Origin of the sequence: Streptomyces sp. NPDC102270, from assembly GCF_044766405.1 — a bacterium.
GTDB lineage: Bacteria > Actinomycetota > Actinomycetes > Streptomycetales > Streptomycetaceae > Streptomyces.
This window is the reverse complement of record NZ_JBIWLX010000019.1, coordinates 17,228-32,060: the sequence shown is the minus strand read 5'-3', so window position 1 is coordinate 32,060 and position 14,833 is coordinate 17,228. Positions and strand designations below refer to the sequence as shown.

13 protein-coding genes are annotated in these 14,833 nt (G+C 69.7%); 5 read left to right on the top strand and 8 right to left on the bottom strand.

All coding sequences use genetic code 11. From position 1 onward, the window contains the following. Positions 1-116: 116 nt before the first annotated feature. Positions 117-740, bottom strand: a complete 624-nt coding sequence (locus tag ACIRP7_RS34300) for a PadR family transcriptional regulator (RefSeq protein ID WP_352392085.1) — start codon at positions 738-740, stop codon at positions 117-119. A gap of 91 nt (positions 741-831) precedes the next feature. Then, a complete protein-coding gene (locus ACIRP7_RS34295) occupies positions 832-1,722 on the bottom strand; it encodes an alpha/beta hydrolase (RefSeq protein WP_403667380.1) in 891 nt (296 codons plus the stop codon). Positions 1,723-1,918: 196 nt separating this feature from the next. Here ACIRP7_RS34295 and ACIRP7_RS34290 point away from each other — a divergent pair, with 196 nt between their 5' ends. After that, entirely contained in the window at positions 1,919-2,731 is an 813-nt protein-coding gene (locus ACIRP7_RS34290; protein WP_403667377.1) for a PhzF family phenazine biosynthesis protein, read from the top strand. Between the two features lie 9 nt (positions 2,732-2,740). Here the strand turns inward: ACIRP7_RS34290 and ACIRP7_RS34285 are convergent, their stop codons facing one another. Beyond that, a complete protein-coding gene (locus tag ACIRP7_RS34285) occupies positions 2,741-3,541 on the bottom strand; it encodes a CPBP family intramembrane glutamic endopeptidase (RefSeq protein WP_403667374.1) in 801 nt (266 codons plus the stop codon). 184 nt (positions 3,542-3,725) lie between these two features. Here ACIRP7_RS34285 and ACIRP7_RS34280 point away from each other — a divergent pair, with 184 nt between their 5' ends. After that, complete coding sequence (locus ACIRP7_RS34280) at positions 3,726-5,504, top strand: substrate-binding and VWA domain-containing protein (RefSeq protein WP_403667371.1); 1,779 nt, start codon at positions 3,726-3,728, stop codon at positions 5,502-5,504. A 21-nt stretch (positions 5,505-5,525) separates the two neighbouring features. On the opposite strand, the gene ACIRP7_RS34275 is transcribed toward ACIRP7_RS34280, so the two are convergent. Continuing rightward, positions 5,526-7,043 carry a glutamate-cysteine ligase family protein gene (locus ACIRP7_RS34275; protein WP_403667368.1) on the bottom strand — a complete coding sequence of 506 codons (1,518 nt, stop codon included), beginning with the start codon at positions 7,041-7,043 and terminating at the stop codon, positions 5,526-5,528. A 524-nt stretch (positions 7,044-7,567) separates the two neighbouring features. Here ACIRP7_RS34275 and ACIRP7_RS34270 point away from each other — a divergent pair. The 3 genes from ACIRP7_RS34270 to ACIRP7_RS34260 all read left to right on the top strand — a co-directional run bounded on the left by ACIRP7_RS34270 (position 7,568) and on the right by ACIRP7_RS34260 (position 9,939). After that, on the top strand, positions 7,568-8,134 hold the full coding sequence (locus ACIRP7_RS34270; RefSeq protein ID WP_403667366.1) for a hypothetical protein: 567 nt from the start codon (positions 7,568-7,570) through the stop codon (positions 8,132-8,134). A gap of 376 nt (positions 8,135-8,510) precedes the next feature. Beyond that, positions 8,511-8,708, top strand: a complete 198-nt coding sequence (locus ACIRP7_RS34265; protein ID WP_403667364.1) for a DUF5999 family protein — start codon at positions 8,511-8,513, stop codon at positions 8,706-8,708. Positions 8,709-8,901: 193 nt separating this feature from the next. After that, a complete protein-coding gene (locus ACIRP7_RS34260) occupies positions 8,902-9,939 on the top strand; it encodes a LacI family DNA-binding transcriptional regulator (RefSeq protein ID WP_403667361.1) in 1,038 nt (345 codons plus the stop codon). A gap of 375 nt (positions 9,940-10,314) precedes the next feature. Here the strand turns inward: ACIRP7_RS34260 and ACIRP7_RS34255 are convergent, their stop codons facing one another. Genes ACIRP7_RS34255 through ACIRP7_RS34240 form a run of 4 tightly spaced genes read right to left on the bottom strand, consistent with a single transcriptional unit; the run spans position 10,315 to position 14,546 of the window. Then, on the bottom strand, positions 10,315-11,358 hold the full coding sequence (locus ACIRP7_RS34255; RefSeq protein ID WP_403667358.1) for an endo-1,4-beta-xylanase: 1,044 nt from the start codon (positions 11,356-11,358) through the stop codon (positions 10,315-10,317). Between the two features lie 57 nt (positions 11,359-11,415). Continuing rightward, positions 11,416-12,249: a carbohydrate ABC transporter permease gene (locus ACIRP7_RS34250; protein ID WP_403667355.1), complete on the bottom strand. Its 834-nt coding sequence runs from the start codon at positions 12,247-12,249 to the stop codon at positions 11,416-11,418. Further along, positions 12,246-13,244 carry a carbohydrate ABC transporter permease gene (locus ACIRP7_RS34245; RefSeq protein ID WP_403667352.1) on the bottom strand — a complete coding sequence of 333 codons (999 nt, stop codon included), beginning with the start codon at positions 13,242-13,244 and terminating at the stop codon, positions 12,246-12,248. The genes ACIRP7_RS34250 and ACIRP7_RS34245 overlap by 4 nt, the downstream gene beginning before the upstream one ends. 6 nt (positions 13,245-13,250) lie before the next feature. After that, entirely contained in the window at positions 13,251-14,546 is a 1,296-nt protein-coding gene (locus tag ACIRP7_RS34240; protein ID WP_403667349.1) for an extracellular solute-binding protein, read from the bottom strand. Between the last annotated feature and the right edge of the window lie 287 nt (positions 14,547-14,833).

Here is a 14,833-nt window from a genome sequence, read left to right as displayed (position 1 = left end):
CGCGCGAGTGAGCGCCGCGCAGGCGCCCGCTGAGCACACGAAGGCGCCCTGCGGATCGCTCCACGGGGCGCCTTCTGATCGCCGTGCGGCTGCCGGTCCCCGTCCGGGGGCTCGTCTCAGCCCTCGTCGGCGAGGATGAGGTACAGCTTCTTGCGGGCCTCGTTGATGACGGCCACCGCCTTCTCGCGCTGTTCCTTGCTGCCGGTTTTCCAGACCTGCCCGAAGGCTTCCATCAGGCCGAAGCCGGCCTGCCGGATCTCGCCGAGTGCCTCGAAGTCGATGCCGCGGGAGGCTTCCTCCCAGGGCGCCTCGGGGCCCTCCTCGGCCGCGGTACGGCCGGCCTCGGTGAGCGAGAACAGCTTCTTGCCGCCCTCGGTCGCACTGGCGATCAGCCCCTCGTCCTCCAGCAGCTGAAGGGTGGGGTACACCGAGCCGGGGCTGGGCTTCCACGCCCCGCCACTGCGCTCGGCGATCTCCTGGATCATCTCGTAACCGTGCATCGGCCGGTCCTTGAGCAGGGCCAGGATCGAGGCGCGCACGTCTCCGCGCCGCGCCCTCCCCCTGGGTCCGCCCCGCCCCCTCGGCCCCCAGGGCCCGGGGCCGAAGCCCGGCCCTCCGAAGCCGGGGCCACCGGGACCGCCCGGCCCGAAGGGCCCGAAGGCACCCCGCAGGCTCTCGGGGCCACCACGGCCCCGACGACCGGCTCCACCATGTCCACGCTCGAATCCGTGGGAACGCATCGCCATCACTCCATCCATCGTTGATCTGTCGCGATGCGTCAACGATATATCGGAATCGATCGCATGGCAAGGCCCTTGCGTAGCGGTCCGGTCACCGCAGGGCGGCGCCCAACGTGGTGGCCATCAGGTCGATGGCTTCCCTTCCGGCCGCCACCGGGCCCGTGTGGGTGAAGTAGTGGTCGACACCCTCGAAGACGCGGTGGGTGACCGGGACGCCGGCGGCCTCCAGGGCCTTGGCGTAGGCGTCCCCCTCGTCGCGCAGGCGGTCGTTCTCCGCGGTGATGACCAGGGCGGGGGGAAGTCCGGCGAGATCGTCGGCGAGGGCTGGCGAGACGTGGGGGTGGGCGCGGTCCGCGGGGTCGGGGACGTAGGCGGCGGTGAAGATCCGCATGAGCCGCGGGCCGAGCAGCGGCTTGGCGATGAGGGACCGCTTGGTGGCCGGGTCGGCGACCTGGTCCAGCGGTGCCGAGTCCAGGATCTGGAGGCGCGGCGTGAAGGTGCCGAGATCCCGGGCCAGCCGGCAGACCGCGGCGGTGAGGTTGGCCCCGGCACTGTGTCCGCCCACGGCGAGCCGCGAACCGTCCCAGCCGCCGGCGGCGCCGTTCTCGGCGACCCACGCGGTGACGTCGTAGGCCTGGGTGACGGGTGCGGGGTACGGCCGCTGCGGTGCGACCGCGTAGTCGACGTTGATCACGACGCAGCCGGCCGTGGCGGCGATGTAGCGGCAGATGTGGTCGTCCTGCTCGGGGCGGGCCACCACGAACCCGCCGCCGTGGAAGTTGACGTACACCGGAGCGGGGGCCTCGCCGGTGGTCGGCGGGCGGTAGACCGTGCACGTCACCGGCCCTGCACCGGTCTCCACCCGGAGGGTCTCGGTACGCGCCGGGATGTCGGTGAAGCGCAGGTCGTCGTGTACGCGGGACATCACACGGCCGAGCAGGAGCTGGATCCCCCTGGCCTGGATTCCGAGGTTGAAAGGCATGGCTGAGCACCCATCGCTACAAGTTTAAACCAACAGGATTCCTGATAATGAGTGCTCGTCGACGAGAGCGCAATGGGCGGAGCGCCACTCCCCTCGTCGACGCCGGACGGTCGATCTGCCAAGTCTCCGGGAAATCGGTCCAGCGGCCCGCGATTGGCCTTGTTCCGAGCACAAGATCACGCCGTACCGTCAGCCCATGCGTATCCGAATCGTCGACGCCTTCACCGACCGCCCGTTCGCCGGCAACCCGGCCGGGGTCCTGCTCCTGGACGACGCCTTCCCGGACGACGACCGGCTCCAGAACATCGCCCTGGAGGTGAACCACGCCGAGACGGCCTTCGCCCACCGGCTCCCCGCAGGCGCCGAGGCCGACTGGGCGCTGCGGTGGTTCACGCCCGCCACCGAGGTGAACATGTGCGGGCACGCGACGCTCGCCACGGCCCACGTCCTGTACGGCACCGGCGCCCACCGGGGCCCGGTGCGGTTCGCCACCCGCAGCGGGGTCCTCATCGCCACACCCGGCGAGGACGACTCGATCACCCTGGACTTCCCGACCGCCCCGCTGACCCGGGTCGCACTTCCCGAGGGTGTCACCGAGGCGCTGGGCGCCGAGCCGCTGACCGCCTTCGACACCGGGCCGAACATCGGTGACCTGCTGCTCGAACTCGCCGACGAGAAGACCGTGCACGCCCTGCGACCCGACCTCAAGGCCCTGGCCGCCTACTCCGAGCGCGGCGTCATCGCCACCGCCCGCGCCGAGAACCCGGACCTGGGCTACGACTTCGTCTCCCGCTGCTTCTTCCCGAACGTCGGCATCGACGAGGACCCGGTCACCGGAAGCGCGCACACGGCCCTGGCGCCCTACTGGTCACAGCGGCTCGGCCGTACCGATCTCACCGGACTGCAGGCCTCGCCCCGCTCCGGCCGGGTCGGCACCGGGCTGCGCGGTGAGCGCACGCTGCTGACGGGCCGCGCGGTCACGGTCATCGAGGGCGAGCTGCTCGTCTGACCAAAGGCTTCACGCCGTGGGCAGCCAGCCCACCTTGCCCGCGAGCAGCGCGTATCCCACGAACGCCCCGATGTCGAGCAGGGAATGCGCCACCACCAGGGGGCCCACCCGGCCCCACCGCCGGTACAGGTACACGAACACCACGCCCATGACCATGTTGCCGATGAAGCCGCCGATGCCCTGGTAGAGGTGGTAACTGCCGCGCAGTACGGAACTGGCCACCAGGGCGGTGCCTGGGGTCCAGCCCAACTGGTGGAGCCGGCGCAGCAGATAGCCGACGACGATCACCTCTTCGAGGATCGCGTTCTGCATCGCCGAGAGGATCAGCACGGGGTACTTCCACCACACGCCGGGCAGTGCCTCGGGCACCACGGTGAGGTTGAAGCCCAGTCCCCGTGCGGCCAGGTAGAACGCGATTCCGGTGCTGCCGATCATGGCCGCGATCCCGGCCCCGCGGGCGAGGTCGGGCCCGGGCCGGGTGCGGTCGAAGCCGAGGGTCCTCAGGCTCTGTCCCTCGCGCAGCAGGAAGTGCGCGACCAGGAGAACGGGCACCAGGGCCGACGCGATCCCGAAGAGCTGCCAGGCGAGATCCAGCCAGGGACGGCCGGGCGCGGCCGAGGCGTTGAGGGTCGCCGCCTGGTCCTTGAGACCCCCCGGTTTGGTGACCGATCCGACAAAACTGATCAGCGCGGACACACCGCTCGCACCGAGCGAAAGCCCCAGAACGAGCAGCGTCTCGTCACGGAAGAACTTCCGTGAGAGCGCCCTCTGCGGAAAAGAATCGGCCACTGCCCCTTCCTCCGCCTGCACACCTGCCTCCAGTTGCGTAATCCAGCCTCATCCCCATCGCCGCCCCGCTAGGGTCCTTCGAAAGAAATAACGAAGATCGTGCGCATGGCCGTCGGGGGGACGGACGCCGTACGGGGGCGTACCTCCCTCTTTCCTGCCGTACACGGCTGTGCCGGCACGAGCATCAGGGGAGGGCACCACCGTCATGGGACGTCACAGCTTGCCCGATCAGTATGGGGCGGGCGGCAGCGACCCCCGCCCACGTGCACGCCGCCGCACCGTGGCCATCGCGACGGTTCTCGTCCTGACCGTCGCCGGCGGTACGGCCGCCGCCGTCCAGGGGGGTCTGTTCTCCTTCGGCTCCTCCTGTCGGGACGAGGCGGTACGGATCGAGGTCGCCGCCTCCCCCGACGTGGCCCCCGCGCTGCGCGCCGCGGCCGAGCGGGCCGGCGACGAGAACCTCACCTCCGACGGGCGCTGCGTCGACGTCTCGGTGACCGCGCGCGAGTCGTACAAGGTCAGGGACACGCTCGCGGCCGGCAAGGACCCCCGTGCGCAGGTGTGGGTGCCGGACTCGGGCGTGTGGCTGGACCAGATCTCCGCGGACGCGGGCGCGACGAAGGTGGCCCGCGTCGGCAACGTGGCCTCCAGTCCGGTCGGGATGGCGATGGTGCCGGCCGCCGCGAAGTCGCTGGGCTGGCCGAAGAAGACGTACGGCTGGCTCGAACTGGCGGGCGCCACCCTGCGGGACGACTCGCTCAAGCTGGGTGCCGCCGACCCCGCGCGCAGCGCGTCCGGGCTGCTCGCCCTGACCCGGCTGAGTAGTGCGGCGGGCCGGGTCGAGGGCGGGGCGACGCAGGCCGCGGCGATGATGAAGTCGCTCTCGCAGCGCATCTCCGACAGCGACGGCCAGCTCGTGGAGACGCTGCCGCGGGACTCCTCGGGCACCGAGCAGGGCAACCCCAAGCGCAACCAGGCGCTGGTCCTGTCCGAGCAGGCGTCCTTCGCGTACAACTCCTCGGCGGAATCCGGGGACGGCGCTCTGGACTTCTTCTACCCCGAGGACGGTTCACCGCGCTTGGACTACCCGTACGCGCTCGTCGACCAGACCCGGTTGAGCACGGACGAGAGCCGGGCGGCGATCCGCTTCATGACGTATCTGCGCAAGCCGGAGCAGGAGCAGCTGCTGACCGACCGGGGGTTCAGGACCTCCGACGACCAGGTGTCGGCCTCCCTGGTCGCGAAGGCCGGGGGCAAGGTGCCGCAGCCGTACACGGCGGAGGCCGGTGAGCCCCCTTCCGCGACAGCGCTCCAGGAGGCCCTCGGCACCTGGACGATCACCGTGCAGAGCGCGCGGATCACCACGGTCGTGGACGCGTCCTCGTCCATGTCGGAGGCCGTGCCGGGCACCGGTCGCTCCCGGATGGACGTGACCAAGGCCTCCCTCCTCCAGGCCCTCGCCACCTTCACCCAGGAGGACGAGATCGGCCTGTGGGAGTTCTCCACCAAGCTCAAGGGCGACAAGGACTACAAGATCCTCGTGCCGACGGACCGGCTGGGCGACAGCACGGCGGCGGGCGGCACCCAACGGGAGCGGCTGTCGGCGGCCTTCGGCGGCCTGGAGCCGGTGCCGGGCGGCGCGACGGGGTTGTACGACACCACGCTCGCCGCGTACAAGGAGGCGACCGGCTCGTACGCCGAGGGTAAGTTCAACGCGCTGGTCGTGCTGACCGACGGCGTCAATCAGGACCCCGACAGCATCTCGCGCGGGGCGCTGGTCTCCGAACTGGAGAAGCTCTCCACCCCCGCACGCCCGGTCCCGCTCATCGTGATCGCGGTGGGCCCCGACGCCGACCGCGCGGAAGCCGAACAGCTCGCCGAGGCCACCGGCGGGTCCGGTCAACAGGTCAACGACCCGGCCCAGATCCACACGGTGATCCTGAAGGCGATCGTGGCCGCGGGCGCCCAGGGCGGCAGCGGCTGACTGCGCCCGCCGCGGCGGCCCTCACCCCAGCGGCACCGGCTCCGGCAGCCCCACCGGCCAGGTGTGCACCGGCTCCCCCTGGCGCATCAGCTCGCCGTACCGCCGCGTCGTGGCCGCCAGCGCCGCGTCCCGCGACAGTCCCGCCTCCAGTGCCCGGTGGAACGTCGCCGCCTGCCAGGACGCCCCGTTGGCCCGGCGCCGGCACCGCTCCTCGATCACCCCGAGATACAGGTCCCGGTCGGCGGGCTCGACGCCCCACGCCGCGAGCCCCGCCTCGGCCAGCGGCAGCAGTTCGTCGCGTACGAGGCTCACCGCGTCGACCTCGACCGTGCCGCCGTGGCGACCGCGCCGGGGCCAGACCATGCGCGCGTCGATGCCGTGCCGGCAGGCGGCGTCGAAGTTGGCCGCGGCCGCCTCGAAGGGCAACCGGGTCCACACCGGCCGCGACTCCTCGGCGAGGGCGCGGACGAGGCCGTAGTAGAAGGCCGCGTTGGCGATGACGTCGGTGATGGTGGGGCCGGCGGGCAGCACACGGTTCTCGACGCGCAGGTGCGGGACACCGTCGGCGATGTCGTATACGGGCCGGTTCCAGCGGTACACCGTGCCGTTGTGCAGGACGAGTTCGGCCAGCGAGGGCACGCCGCCCTCGTCGAGCACCTTCAACGGGTCCTCGTCGTCGCAGATCGGCAGCAGGGCCGGGAAGTAGCGCAGGTTCTCCTCGAAGAGGTCGTACGCCGAGGAGATCCACCGTTCCCCGAACCAGGTGCGCGGCCGCACGCCCTGGGCCTGGAGCTCCGGCGGGCGGGTGTCCGTGGACTGCTGGAAGAGCGGCGGCCGGGACTCGCTCCACAGCTCACGGCCGAACAGGAAGGGCGAGTTGGCGCCGACGGCTATCTGCACCCCGGCCACCGCCTGCGCGGCGTTCCACACGTCGGCGAAGCGCCCCGGGGTCACCTGGAGGTGCAGCTGCACGGAGGTGCAGGCGGCCTCCGGAGCGATCGACTTCGAGGTGCAGGTGAGGCGTTCCACCCCGTCGATGTCGAGGACGAAGTCCTCACCGCGCGCGGCCACGATCTGGTCGTTGAGCAGGGTGTAGCGGTCGACGTCGGACAGGTTGGAGGAGACGACGTCGTCCCGGTCGAGGGTCGGCAGAATGCCGATCATCACGATTCCGGCGTCGAGCTCGCCCGCTTTACGGTCGGCATATGCCAGCGAAGTACGGAGTTCCTCCGCCAGCCGGTCGAATACCCTGCCGCCCAGCCGGTGTGGGGCTATGTTGACTTCCAGGTTGAACATGGCGAGTTCTGTTTGGAAATCTCGGCTTGCGATGCGGGCGAGGACCTCTCCATTCAGCATTCTCGGCATACCGTCGGTGCCGACCAGATTCAATTCGATCTCCAGCCCCATCAGGTTCTTGGGACCATCGAACCGCTGCTCCGCCAGAAGCCGCTCCAGCCCCGTCAGGCAAGTGCGGAGCTTGTCGCGGTAGCGCTGGCGATCGGACAGGTCGAACTGGCCTGCCACGACCTTCTCCCCCATGGAAGGGTCCTTCCTCGTCGCGTCATGAGTCAGATGGGATGATGCCCCGCCGGAACGATCGATAACGTCCCGCAGGCTCCCCGGACCCGCTACCCTGCTGGATGTGACCGGTGGCACATTCACTCGGCATGGGGCCGTCAGCAGTTTCGAGTGCCCCGAAGAACTCGTGAAAAACGCCGACGAGAATTGGCCGACCGCTTCCCGCACATTCCCCGAGGTCACCGCCGCGAAGCAGCCGCGGTATCGGGATGATTCCCGCGTATCGCCGACCGAATGGCTCCTTGCCCGATACAGCGGAAACGGCTAGCCGAAACACCATCTCAACACATGTCGTATAAACTCCGCGAACAAGGCAGAGGGTTGGCACCCGCGGTCCTGGATCCTGCCGTCGGGTGACGTACGGCAGTCCTCACCCGCACCTGCGTCACCGGACCCCGGCCCCCGCCTCTCTGACCCGTGAGCTGACAGCGTCGTCCGCCCCCGCCCTCGTGCCACCGTGCCTGTCGAATGAGAGGCGACCCACCATGCCGCTGCATGTCCCTCCGGCTCCTGCACCAGCACTTCGCTCCGTCCTCACCGCACTCGCCTCGCCCACCGCGGTCCGCGAGGCCCGGACCCCTTCCCTGTTGCGCGCACAGGGACCCGTCACACCCGAGCTCCCCCTGCCCGTGCACGTCCTGGACGGCACCGCCACCAGGTTGACCGGGTGGCGTTTCCTGATCCGCTGCGGCGAGCGCTCGGTGGCAGCGGCGGAGACCATGCTCACCCCGGACGGCTGGGCGTTCTCGCACTTCTTCGAGGGCCCCTACATCGCGTCCACCGAGCGCGCGCTGCGGCAGGCGGAGGTGATGCAGCAGGCCTACCAACCGCGCCTGCTGTCCATCCCGGGCCTGTACATGCTCGCGCTGTGGCTGCACGGCGACTGCGCGGCGGACGCCGGCACGGGCCGCCTCGCCGCCACCGACCTGCTCGTCCCGCTGGCACCCGCCCCGCCCGGCATCGCGGCCCACCGCCCGCACCGGGCCGCCGAACTGCTCCCCGTCCTGACCCATCGGGTGACCCCGGCCCCGCTGCTCGGCTCACCCGCTTGAAACGTCGCCCCGGACGCTCGTACCCCGCCCCGGAATTTTGGGTAGCGGGGTACGACTCTGTTCGGGGCGCCATTGCGGTCGTAGAAAATTCGCAGGGATCACTCGGAAAGGATTTGCTCGTACGAGCGCACAATGGCTCGGACGAGCCGAACGCGGGACTCGGTCCAGGTGGACTAGCCCTTTCCGGCCCCCTGCAACCACCCGAAGGGACAGTGCGGTTGAGATGAACCGTCCGGCCGGGTGATGCGTCTCCAACCTGTGAAGAAGTGGTGATGCGAAATACCTGCGGATTGACGCCCGTAGGGCAACACTGGGTTCAGACTGAGTAATCACGACGGGGGACGTCATGACCACAACACAGCGAAAGATCCCACCAATGTGCCAGCACCAGTCACCGTGTCCCACAGCCGACTCCGCCGACCGGGAATCCGCCCGCCTCGTGGCGCACCACCCGGAGCAGGGCTGGAGCCTGCTGTGCAACGGCGTTCTGCTCTTCGAGGACACCGGTGAGCTCCTGCCCGACGGTCGGGTCATCGCCCCGCACCGCCCGCTCGCGGTGGCCACGGCCGCCTGAGCACGCCCGGGCGGGCCGCGTACCGCCCGGAGACCTTGAGGGGCCGGCTCGCAGCGCCGTCTGCGCACCGGCCCCGACGCATGTTCCTCGGCGATCACTCGCTGTGACGCCTTGTATATGGGGCCACTTTTCCGGAAGACTCCTGGAAGTTTCGAGCTCGACGCTTTCGAGGCTCCGACGCGGAGGTGGGCAAGTGACAGCAGGCGAGGCCGGCGCCGAGCCCCGGGGCAGGGTCACCATCACGGAGATCGCCCGGCAGGCCGGAGTCTCGGTGCCGACGGTGTCCCGGGTGGTCAACGGCCGGTCGGACGTGTCCCCGCACACCCGCGCCCGGATCGAGGAACTGCTCCAGCGCCACGGCTACCGGAAGCGTCCCCCGGCCCCCGGCGCCCGTGTCGCCCTGCTCGACCTGGTCTTCAACGACCTCGACAGCCCCTGGGCCGTGGAGATCATCCGCGGGGTCGAGGAGGTCGCCCACGCGGAGGGCGTCGGCACGGTGGTCTCCGCGATCCACGACCGCTCGGGCGACGCCCGCGAGTGGATGCGCAACCTGCGCGCCCGCGCCTCCGGCGGGGTCATCCTGGTCACCTCGGCGCTGGACACGGTCCTCCATGACGAACTGCGCGCCCTCGGCGTCCCGTTGGTGGTCGTCGACCCGGCCGGCTCACCCGCGCTGGACGCCCCGACCATCGGCGCCGCCAACTGGTCGGGAGGGCTCGCGGCCACCGAACATCTGCTGTCGCTGGGCCACCGCAGGATCGGCCTGATCGCAGGACCACCGAGGCTGCTGTGCTCCCGGGCCCGCCTCGACGGCTACCGCGCGGCCCTCGAAGGCGCCGGGCTCACCCTCGACGAGGCGCTGGTCGTGCCGGGCGACTTTCACCCGGAGTCCGGTTTCGCGGGGTGCGAGAAGCTCCTCGACCTGCCCGACCCGCCGACCGCCGTGTTCGCGGCCAGCGACCAGATGGCCCTCGGCGCCATCGAGGCGCTGAGGAGACGTGGGCTGCGGGTGCCGGAGGACATGAGCGTGGTGGGTTTCGACGACCTTCCGGAAGTCCGCTGGTCGGCACCCCCGCTGACGACCGTGCGCCAACCCCTCGCCGACATGGGCAAGCTGGCCGCTCGCACAGTCCTCGAACTGGCCCGCGCCGAACACCCGCACTCACCCCGCGTGGAACTGGGCACCGAGCTGGTGATCCGCTCCAGCACGGCACCACCGGCCACGGTCTGACATCCCGACAGAGTCCTCGAACCGGCCCGCGAGGAACTCCTGCGGGGACTCATCGCGCGCGGGACTGGAGCGAACTGGCGGTGCGGTCGCACGGCGGTGGAGCCCGGGACCGGGCTGGCGGGGCGGTCGAGCACGACACCACCGGCCACTGCCCGACGGCCCACGGCGATGCCGCCCGACACCGCCGCACCCACCTGCGCGAAGAGGCCTCCGTGCACCGGCTCGGCAGCACCAGGGGCTCGCCGCATCTGGCGAACCCCGGCCGGCCACGTGGGCACAGCCAGTTCTCCTGCCCCCCGTTGGACCGTCGATCCCACCCGTCCGTCGGCGCCGGCGCCCCGGCAGGACAGCCGAGGCGCCGCAACCACCCAGCCCCTACTTCAGCGCCGCCCGGATCGCGTAGTACGCCGGCTTCGGCTGGAACTGCTCGTCCCAGGGCAGCGCGGCGCCCTCGCCGTCGAAGAACGCCGGGATCCAGGAGTACTTGTCGGTGTAGTCCCAGATGGTGATGCCGACGCACCGCCGCACCGCGAGGCACGCGTCGGTCACGTCGGCGTACCAGTCGGCCTGTTGGGCCAGCTTCTCCTCGGTCGCGGGCAGGATCATCCGGATGTCGACCTCGGTGAGCGCGGTGTCGAGGCCCAGCTTGGAGAAGCGGCGCAGGTTGTCCTCCAGCGTGGTCGGATAGCCGTACTGGAGCGCCAGATGGGCCTGAAGACCGATGCCGTCGAGCGGTACGCCCTGCGCCTTCAGCTGCTTGGCCAGGTTGTAGTAGGCGTCGCTCTTCGCCCCGATCCCCTCGATGTTGTAGTCGTTGAGGTAGAGCTTGACCTTGGGGTCGGCCTGGCGGGCCCAGCGCAGGGCGTCGGCGATGTAACCGGGGCCGAGGGTCTTGTAGAAGACGGTCTCCCGGTAGGTGCCGTCCTCGTTGAAGGCCTCGTTGACGACGTCCCAGGCGAACACCTTGCCCCGGTAGTGCCGTACCTCTGTCTGGATGTGCTTCTTCAGTACGGGCCTCAGCTCGGCCGCCGTCCACTCCCGCGAGGTGATCCAGTCGGGCAGCTGGCTGTGCCAGACGAGGGTGTGGCCGCGCACCTTCTGGTGGTGCGCGCGGGCGAGGTTGACGATCTCGTCGCCCGCGGTCCAGTCGAAGACACCCGGCTGGGGTTCGGTGGCGTACCACTTCATGCCGTTGCCGGGCGTGATCTGGTCGAACTCGCTGCCGAGGATCTTCTTGTACGGCTCGTCGACAAGCTCGGGGTTGTCGGTGGCGCTGCCGAAGTAGCGGCCGTGACGCTCGGCGAGGTCGGCGAGGGTCTGCGGCTTGCCGTGGGCCTGGGCGGCGGGCCCGGTGGCGATGCCCGCGGCGACCAGGACGGCCGCGAGGGCTCCGGCGAGTCTGAGACGGTTCTTGCGCATGTGGTGCGACTCCTCACGTGCGGGTGGGTGTGAGCCGTACTGCCGAAGGCGCCGGGGTCATCCCTTCGTCGCGCCCGCGGCGAGGCCGCCGACGAGCTGGCGCTCGGCGACCGAGTAGAAGGCGAGGGCGGGAACCATCGCCAGGACGAGATAGGCGAAGACGCGGGCGTACTCCGCGGAGTACTGGCCCTGGAACTGCTGCACACCGATGGGGAGCGTCCACCAGGTGTTGTCGGTGAACACCAGCAGCGGCAGCATGAAGTTGTTCCAGCTGGTGACGACGGCGAGCACCGAGACCGTGCCGAGCGCGGGCCGTGCCATGGGCAGCAGCACCCGCCAGAAGAAGCCGAACGGGCTGCACCCGTCGAGAGTCGCCGCCTCCTCCAGCTCACCGGGGATCTCCCGGAAGAAGGCTCGCAGGATGATGATCGTCATCGGCAGTCCGAAGGCGGCCTGCGGCAGGATCACGCCCAGTGGGTTGTCCAGCAGACCGAGCGAGCGCAGGAGCAGGAACAGCGGGAGCACCGCCACCGCGAAGGGGAACATCAGCCCCATGGTGAAGAGCGTGAACAGAGCCTCCCGGCCGCGGAAGGCGAACCGCGCGAAGGAGAACGCGGCCAGCGCGGACGCGGCGACCACCAACACGGTCGTACCGACCGCGATCAGGGTGCTGCTGCCGAGCAGCCGCCAGAAGTCCGAGCCGGCCAGGATGTCGGTGTAGTTGCCGGTCCGCCAGTGCTTCGGCAGCCCGAAGGGGTTGCTGGAGAGCTCGTCGGTGGACTTGAAACCGGACAGGACGGCGTACACCAGGGGTACGACCATCACCGCGCCGACGGCGATGAGGACCAGGTGCAGGGGCAGGGTCCGAGCGGTGCTGTTGCGGGCGGTCATCGGCCGTCCCCCCTCATCGTCGTGGTGGCCCCTTCGAGGTCGCGGCGGAGCACGAACCGTTGGTAGGCGAGGGCGAAGACGAGACAGATGCCGAACATGACCACGCTGATCGCGCTGGCGTAGCCGACCTGGTAGCGCTTGAAGCCGTACTGGAACATGGTCACGGCCATGGTCTCGGAGTGGTGGTCGGGGCCGCCCTGGGTGACCACCCACACCAGGTCGAAGAGCTGGATGGAACCGATGACGGACAGGAAGACGCTGATCCGCAGGGTGGGCGCGAGGAGCGGCAGGATGACGTTGCGGAAACGCTGCCAGGCACTGGCGCCGTCGATGAGGGCCGCCTCGGTCAACTCCCGTGGGATGGACTGGAGTCCGGCCAGGTAGAGCATCATGTGGAAGCCGAAGTACTTCCACATCATGACCAGGAAGAGCGTCGCCATGACGTAGGAGGGATCGGCGAACCACAGCCCGCCCAAGCCGTCCAGGCCGACCGCGCCGAAGATGTGGTCGGCGAGTCCGGAGTCCGGGGCGAAGACCATGCTGAACAGCACGCCGGTGATCGCCTCGGACAGGACGTAGGGGGCGAAGAACAGCATCCGGTAGACGGCTCTGCCGCGCAGCTTCTGGTTGAGGAGGACCGCCATGGCGAGCGCGAACGGCAGCTGGAACGCGAGGGACAGCACGACCAGGACCAGGCAGCGCCACAGGTCGCCCAGGAAGACCGGGTTGTCGAAGAGCTGGGTGAAGTTGTCCGTGCCGATGTAGTCGGAGGGCATGCCGAAGCCGCCCCAGCGGAAGAAGGCGGCGTACAGCGCGAACAGCATCGGCAGCAGGACCATGCCGATGAACAGCACCAGGGCGGGCAGTTGGAAACTGACCGCGGTCAGCCAGTGCATGACGCGCCGACGGCCCCGCCCCCGGGCCCTGACCGATTCCGGGGGCGGGAGTTCGGTGCCCGGACCGCTCCGCTTGTCTGCGAGGAACGTGGAGGTCATCGCGGGCTACTGCTCTTCCTTCGCGGTCTGCGTGATCGACTGGGCGACCTGTTCCGGGGACTTGGAGCCGGCGATCAGCGCGGCCACGCTGTCGTTGACCTCCTGGCCCACGGCGGGCGCGTACGCCTGGTCGAGATAGAGCTGGAAGCCGGTGGCGGCCTTCAACTGGGCCTGTACGAGCTTGAGGTTGGGGTCGGTCATGGCCTTCTCCGCGTTCGGGAGCACGGGAAGGATGCTGGTCTTCTTGACCAGTTCCAGCTCGGTGGCCTCGGAGGCGAAGAACTTCAGGAAGTCGACGGCCGCCTGCGGGGCGCCCCGGCGCAGGGCGTGTCCGCCGCCGCCGCCGAACACCTCGGTGATCGCGCCCTTGCCGCCCTCGACCGCGGGGAAGGGGAAGAAGCCCAGGTCGTTGCCGAGCCCCTTGCCGGAGTCGGCCTCCACGGACGGGGCCCACTGGCCCATGAGTTCCATGGCCGCCTTGCCGTTGCCGACGGCCGCCGCCTGGCCGGTGGGGGTGGAGTAGGCGGCGTTGAGGAAGCCCTTCTGGAAGGGCTGGAGGGCGACGAGTTCCTTGAGGTGCCGGCCGGCCTCGACGAACCCGGCGCCGGTGAAGTCCTTGTCCTCGCTGGCCTTCTGGAGGGCGTCGATACCGGCGGTGCGCATCGCGAGGTAGGCCCAGTAGTACATGCCGGGCCATTTCTCCTTGCCCGCGAGGGCGATGGGCGTGATGTTCTTCGACTTCAGCTTGCTCACGGCCTCCAGGAAGCCGCCCCAGGTGGTGGGGGGTTCGCTGACACCGGCCTGCTGGAAGAGCTTCTTGTTGTACCAGAAACCGATCATGCCCATGTCGAAGGGAATGCCGTAGACCTTGTCGTCGAGGATGTACGGCTCCTTGGTGACCTTCAGCAGACCGTCGGCCCACGGCTTGGTCCGGTCGGTCAGGTCCTCGACGAGCCCCGCGTCGACCTGCTGCTTCAGGACGCCGCCGCCCCAGGTGTGGAAGATGTCGGGGAGCTTCCCGGAGGCGGTCAGCGCCGTCATCTTCGACTTGTAGGCGTCGTTCTCCAGCTGAACGATCTTTATCTTGACCTTGGGGTTCGCGGCCTCGAACTTCTTGGCGAGGGCCGCCCAGACACTCTTCGCCGGTTCGGTGGTGGAGATGTTCCACCACTCCACCGTGGTGGTCCCGTCGGACGATCCTCCGTCCGAGTCGCCGCCACAGCCGGTCAGTGTCGTCATGCCCAGACCGGCCGCGGCGGACGCCGCCAGAAAGCCACGGCGGGACAGTGCCGGGTCGCCCATGATGCGCTCCTTGAGTACGGGACGGAGCCGTCCTTGTCCGTCCTGCGGTCCGAAAGTTTCGGAATAGATCCAGAAAGCTTCGCTGCTGCCGCACCCTAGAGACAGCTACGGAACGGTGGCAACCCCCTGTGCGGGGGGAATGTTCGCGGATCGAGTCGCCAACTCACCCCCGGAAGGGCCTGCTTCGAAGAACAGGACCGCTTGCCGTACGAACACTTGCCGTGCGGGCGCCGATCCGCGGCGCTTCACGCGGCTCCCTCCGGCGCCGGGACATCCGGGCGTGGGCA

Coding starts and splice junctions, on each gene's coding strand:
- ACIRP7_RS34240 (WP_403667349.1), bottom strand. CDS start 14,546: ATGGGCGACCCGGCACTGTCCCGCCGTGGCTTTCTGGCGGCGTCCGCC.
- ACIRP7_RS34295 (WP_403667380.1), bottom strand. CDS start 1,722: ATGCCTTTCAACCTCGGAATCCAGGCCAGGGGGATCCAGCTCCTGCTC.
- ACIRP7_RS34255 (WP_403667358.1), bottom strand. CDS start 11,358: ATGCGCAAGAACCGTCTCAGACTCGCCGGAGCCCTCGCGGCCGTCCTG.
- ACIRP7_RS34245 (WP_403667352.1), bottom strand. CDS start 13,244: ATGACCTCCACGTTCCTCGCAGACAAGCGGAGCGGTCCGGGCACCGAA.
- ACIRP7_RS34280 (WP_403667371.1), top strand. CDS start 3,726: ATGGGACGTCACAGCTTGCCCGATCAGTATGGGGCGGGCGGCAGCGAC.
- ACIRP7_RS34290 (WP_403667377.1), top strand. CDS start 1,919: ATGCGTATCCGAATCGTCGACGCCTTCACCGACCGCCCGTTCGCCGGC.
- ACIRP7_RS34300 (WP_352392085.1), bottom strand. CDS start 740: ATGCGTTCCCACGGATTCGAGCGTGGACATGGTGGAGCCGGTCGTCGG.
- ACIRP7_RS34265 (WP_403667364.1), top strand. CDS start 8,511: ATGTGCCAGCACCAGTCACCGTGTCCCACAGCCGACTCCGCCGACCGG.
- ACIRP7_RS34275 (WP_403667368.1), bottom strand. CDS start 7,043: ATGGGGGAGAAGGTCGTGGCAGGCCAGTTCGACCTGTCCGATCGCCAG.
- ACIRP7_RS34270 (WP_403667366.1), top strand. CDS start 7,568: ATGCCGCTGCATGTCCCTCCGGCTCCTGCACCAGCACTTCGCTCCGTC.
- ACIRP7_RS34250 (WP_403667355.1), bottom strand. CDS start 12,249: ATGACCGCCCGCAACAGCACCGCTCGGACCCTGCCCCTGCACCTGGTC.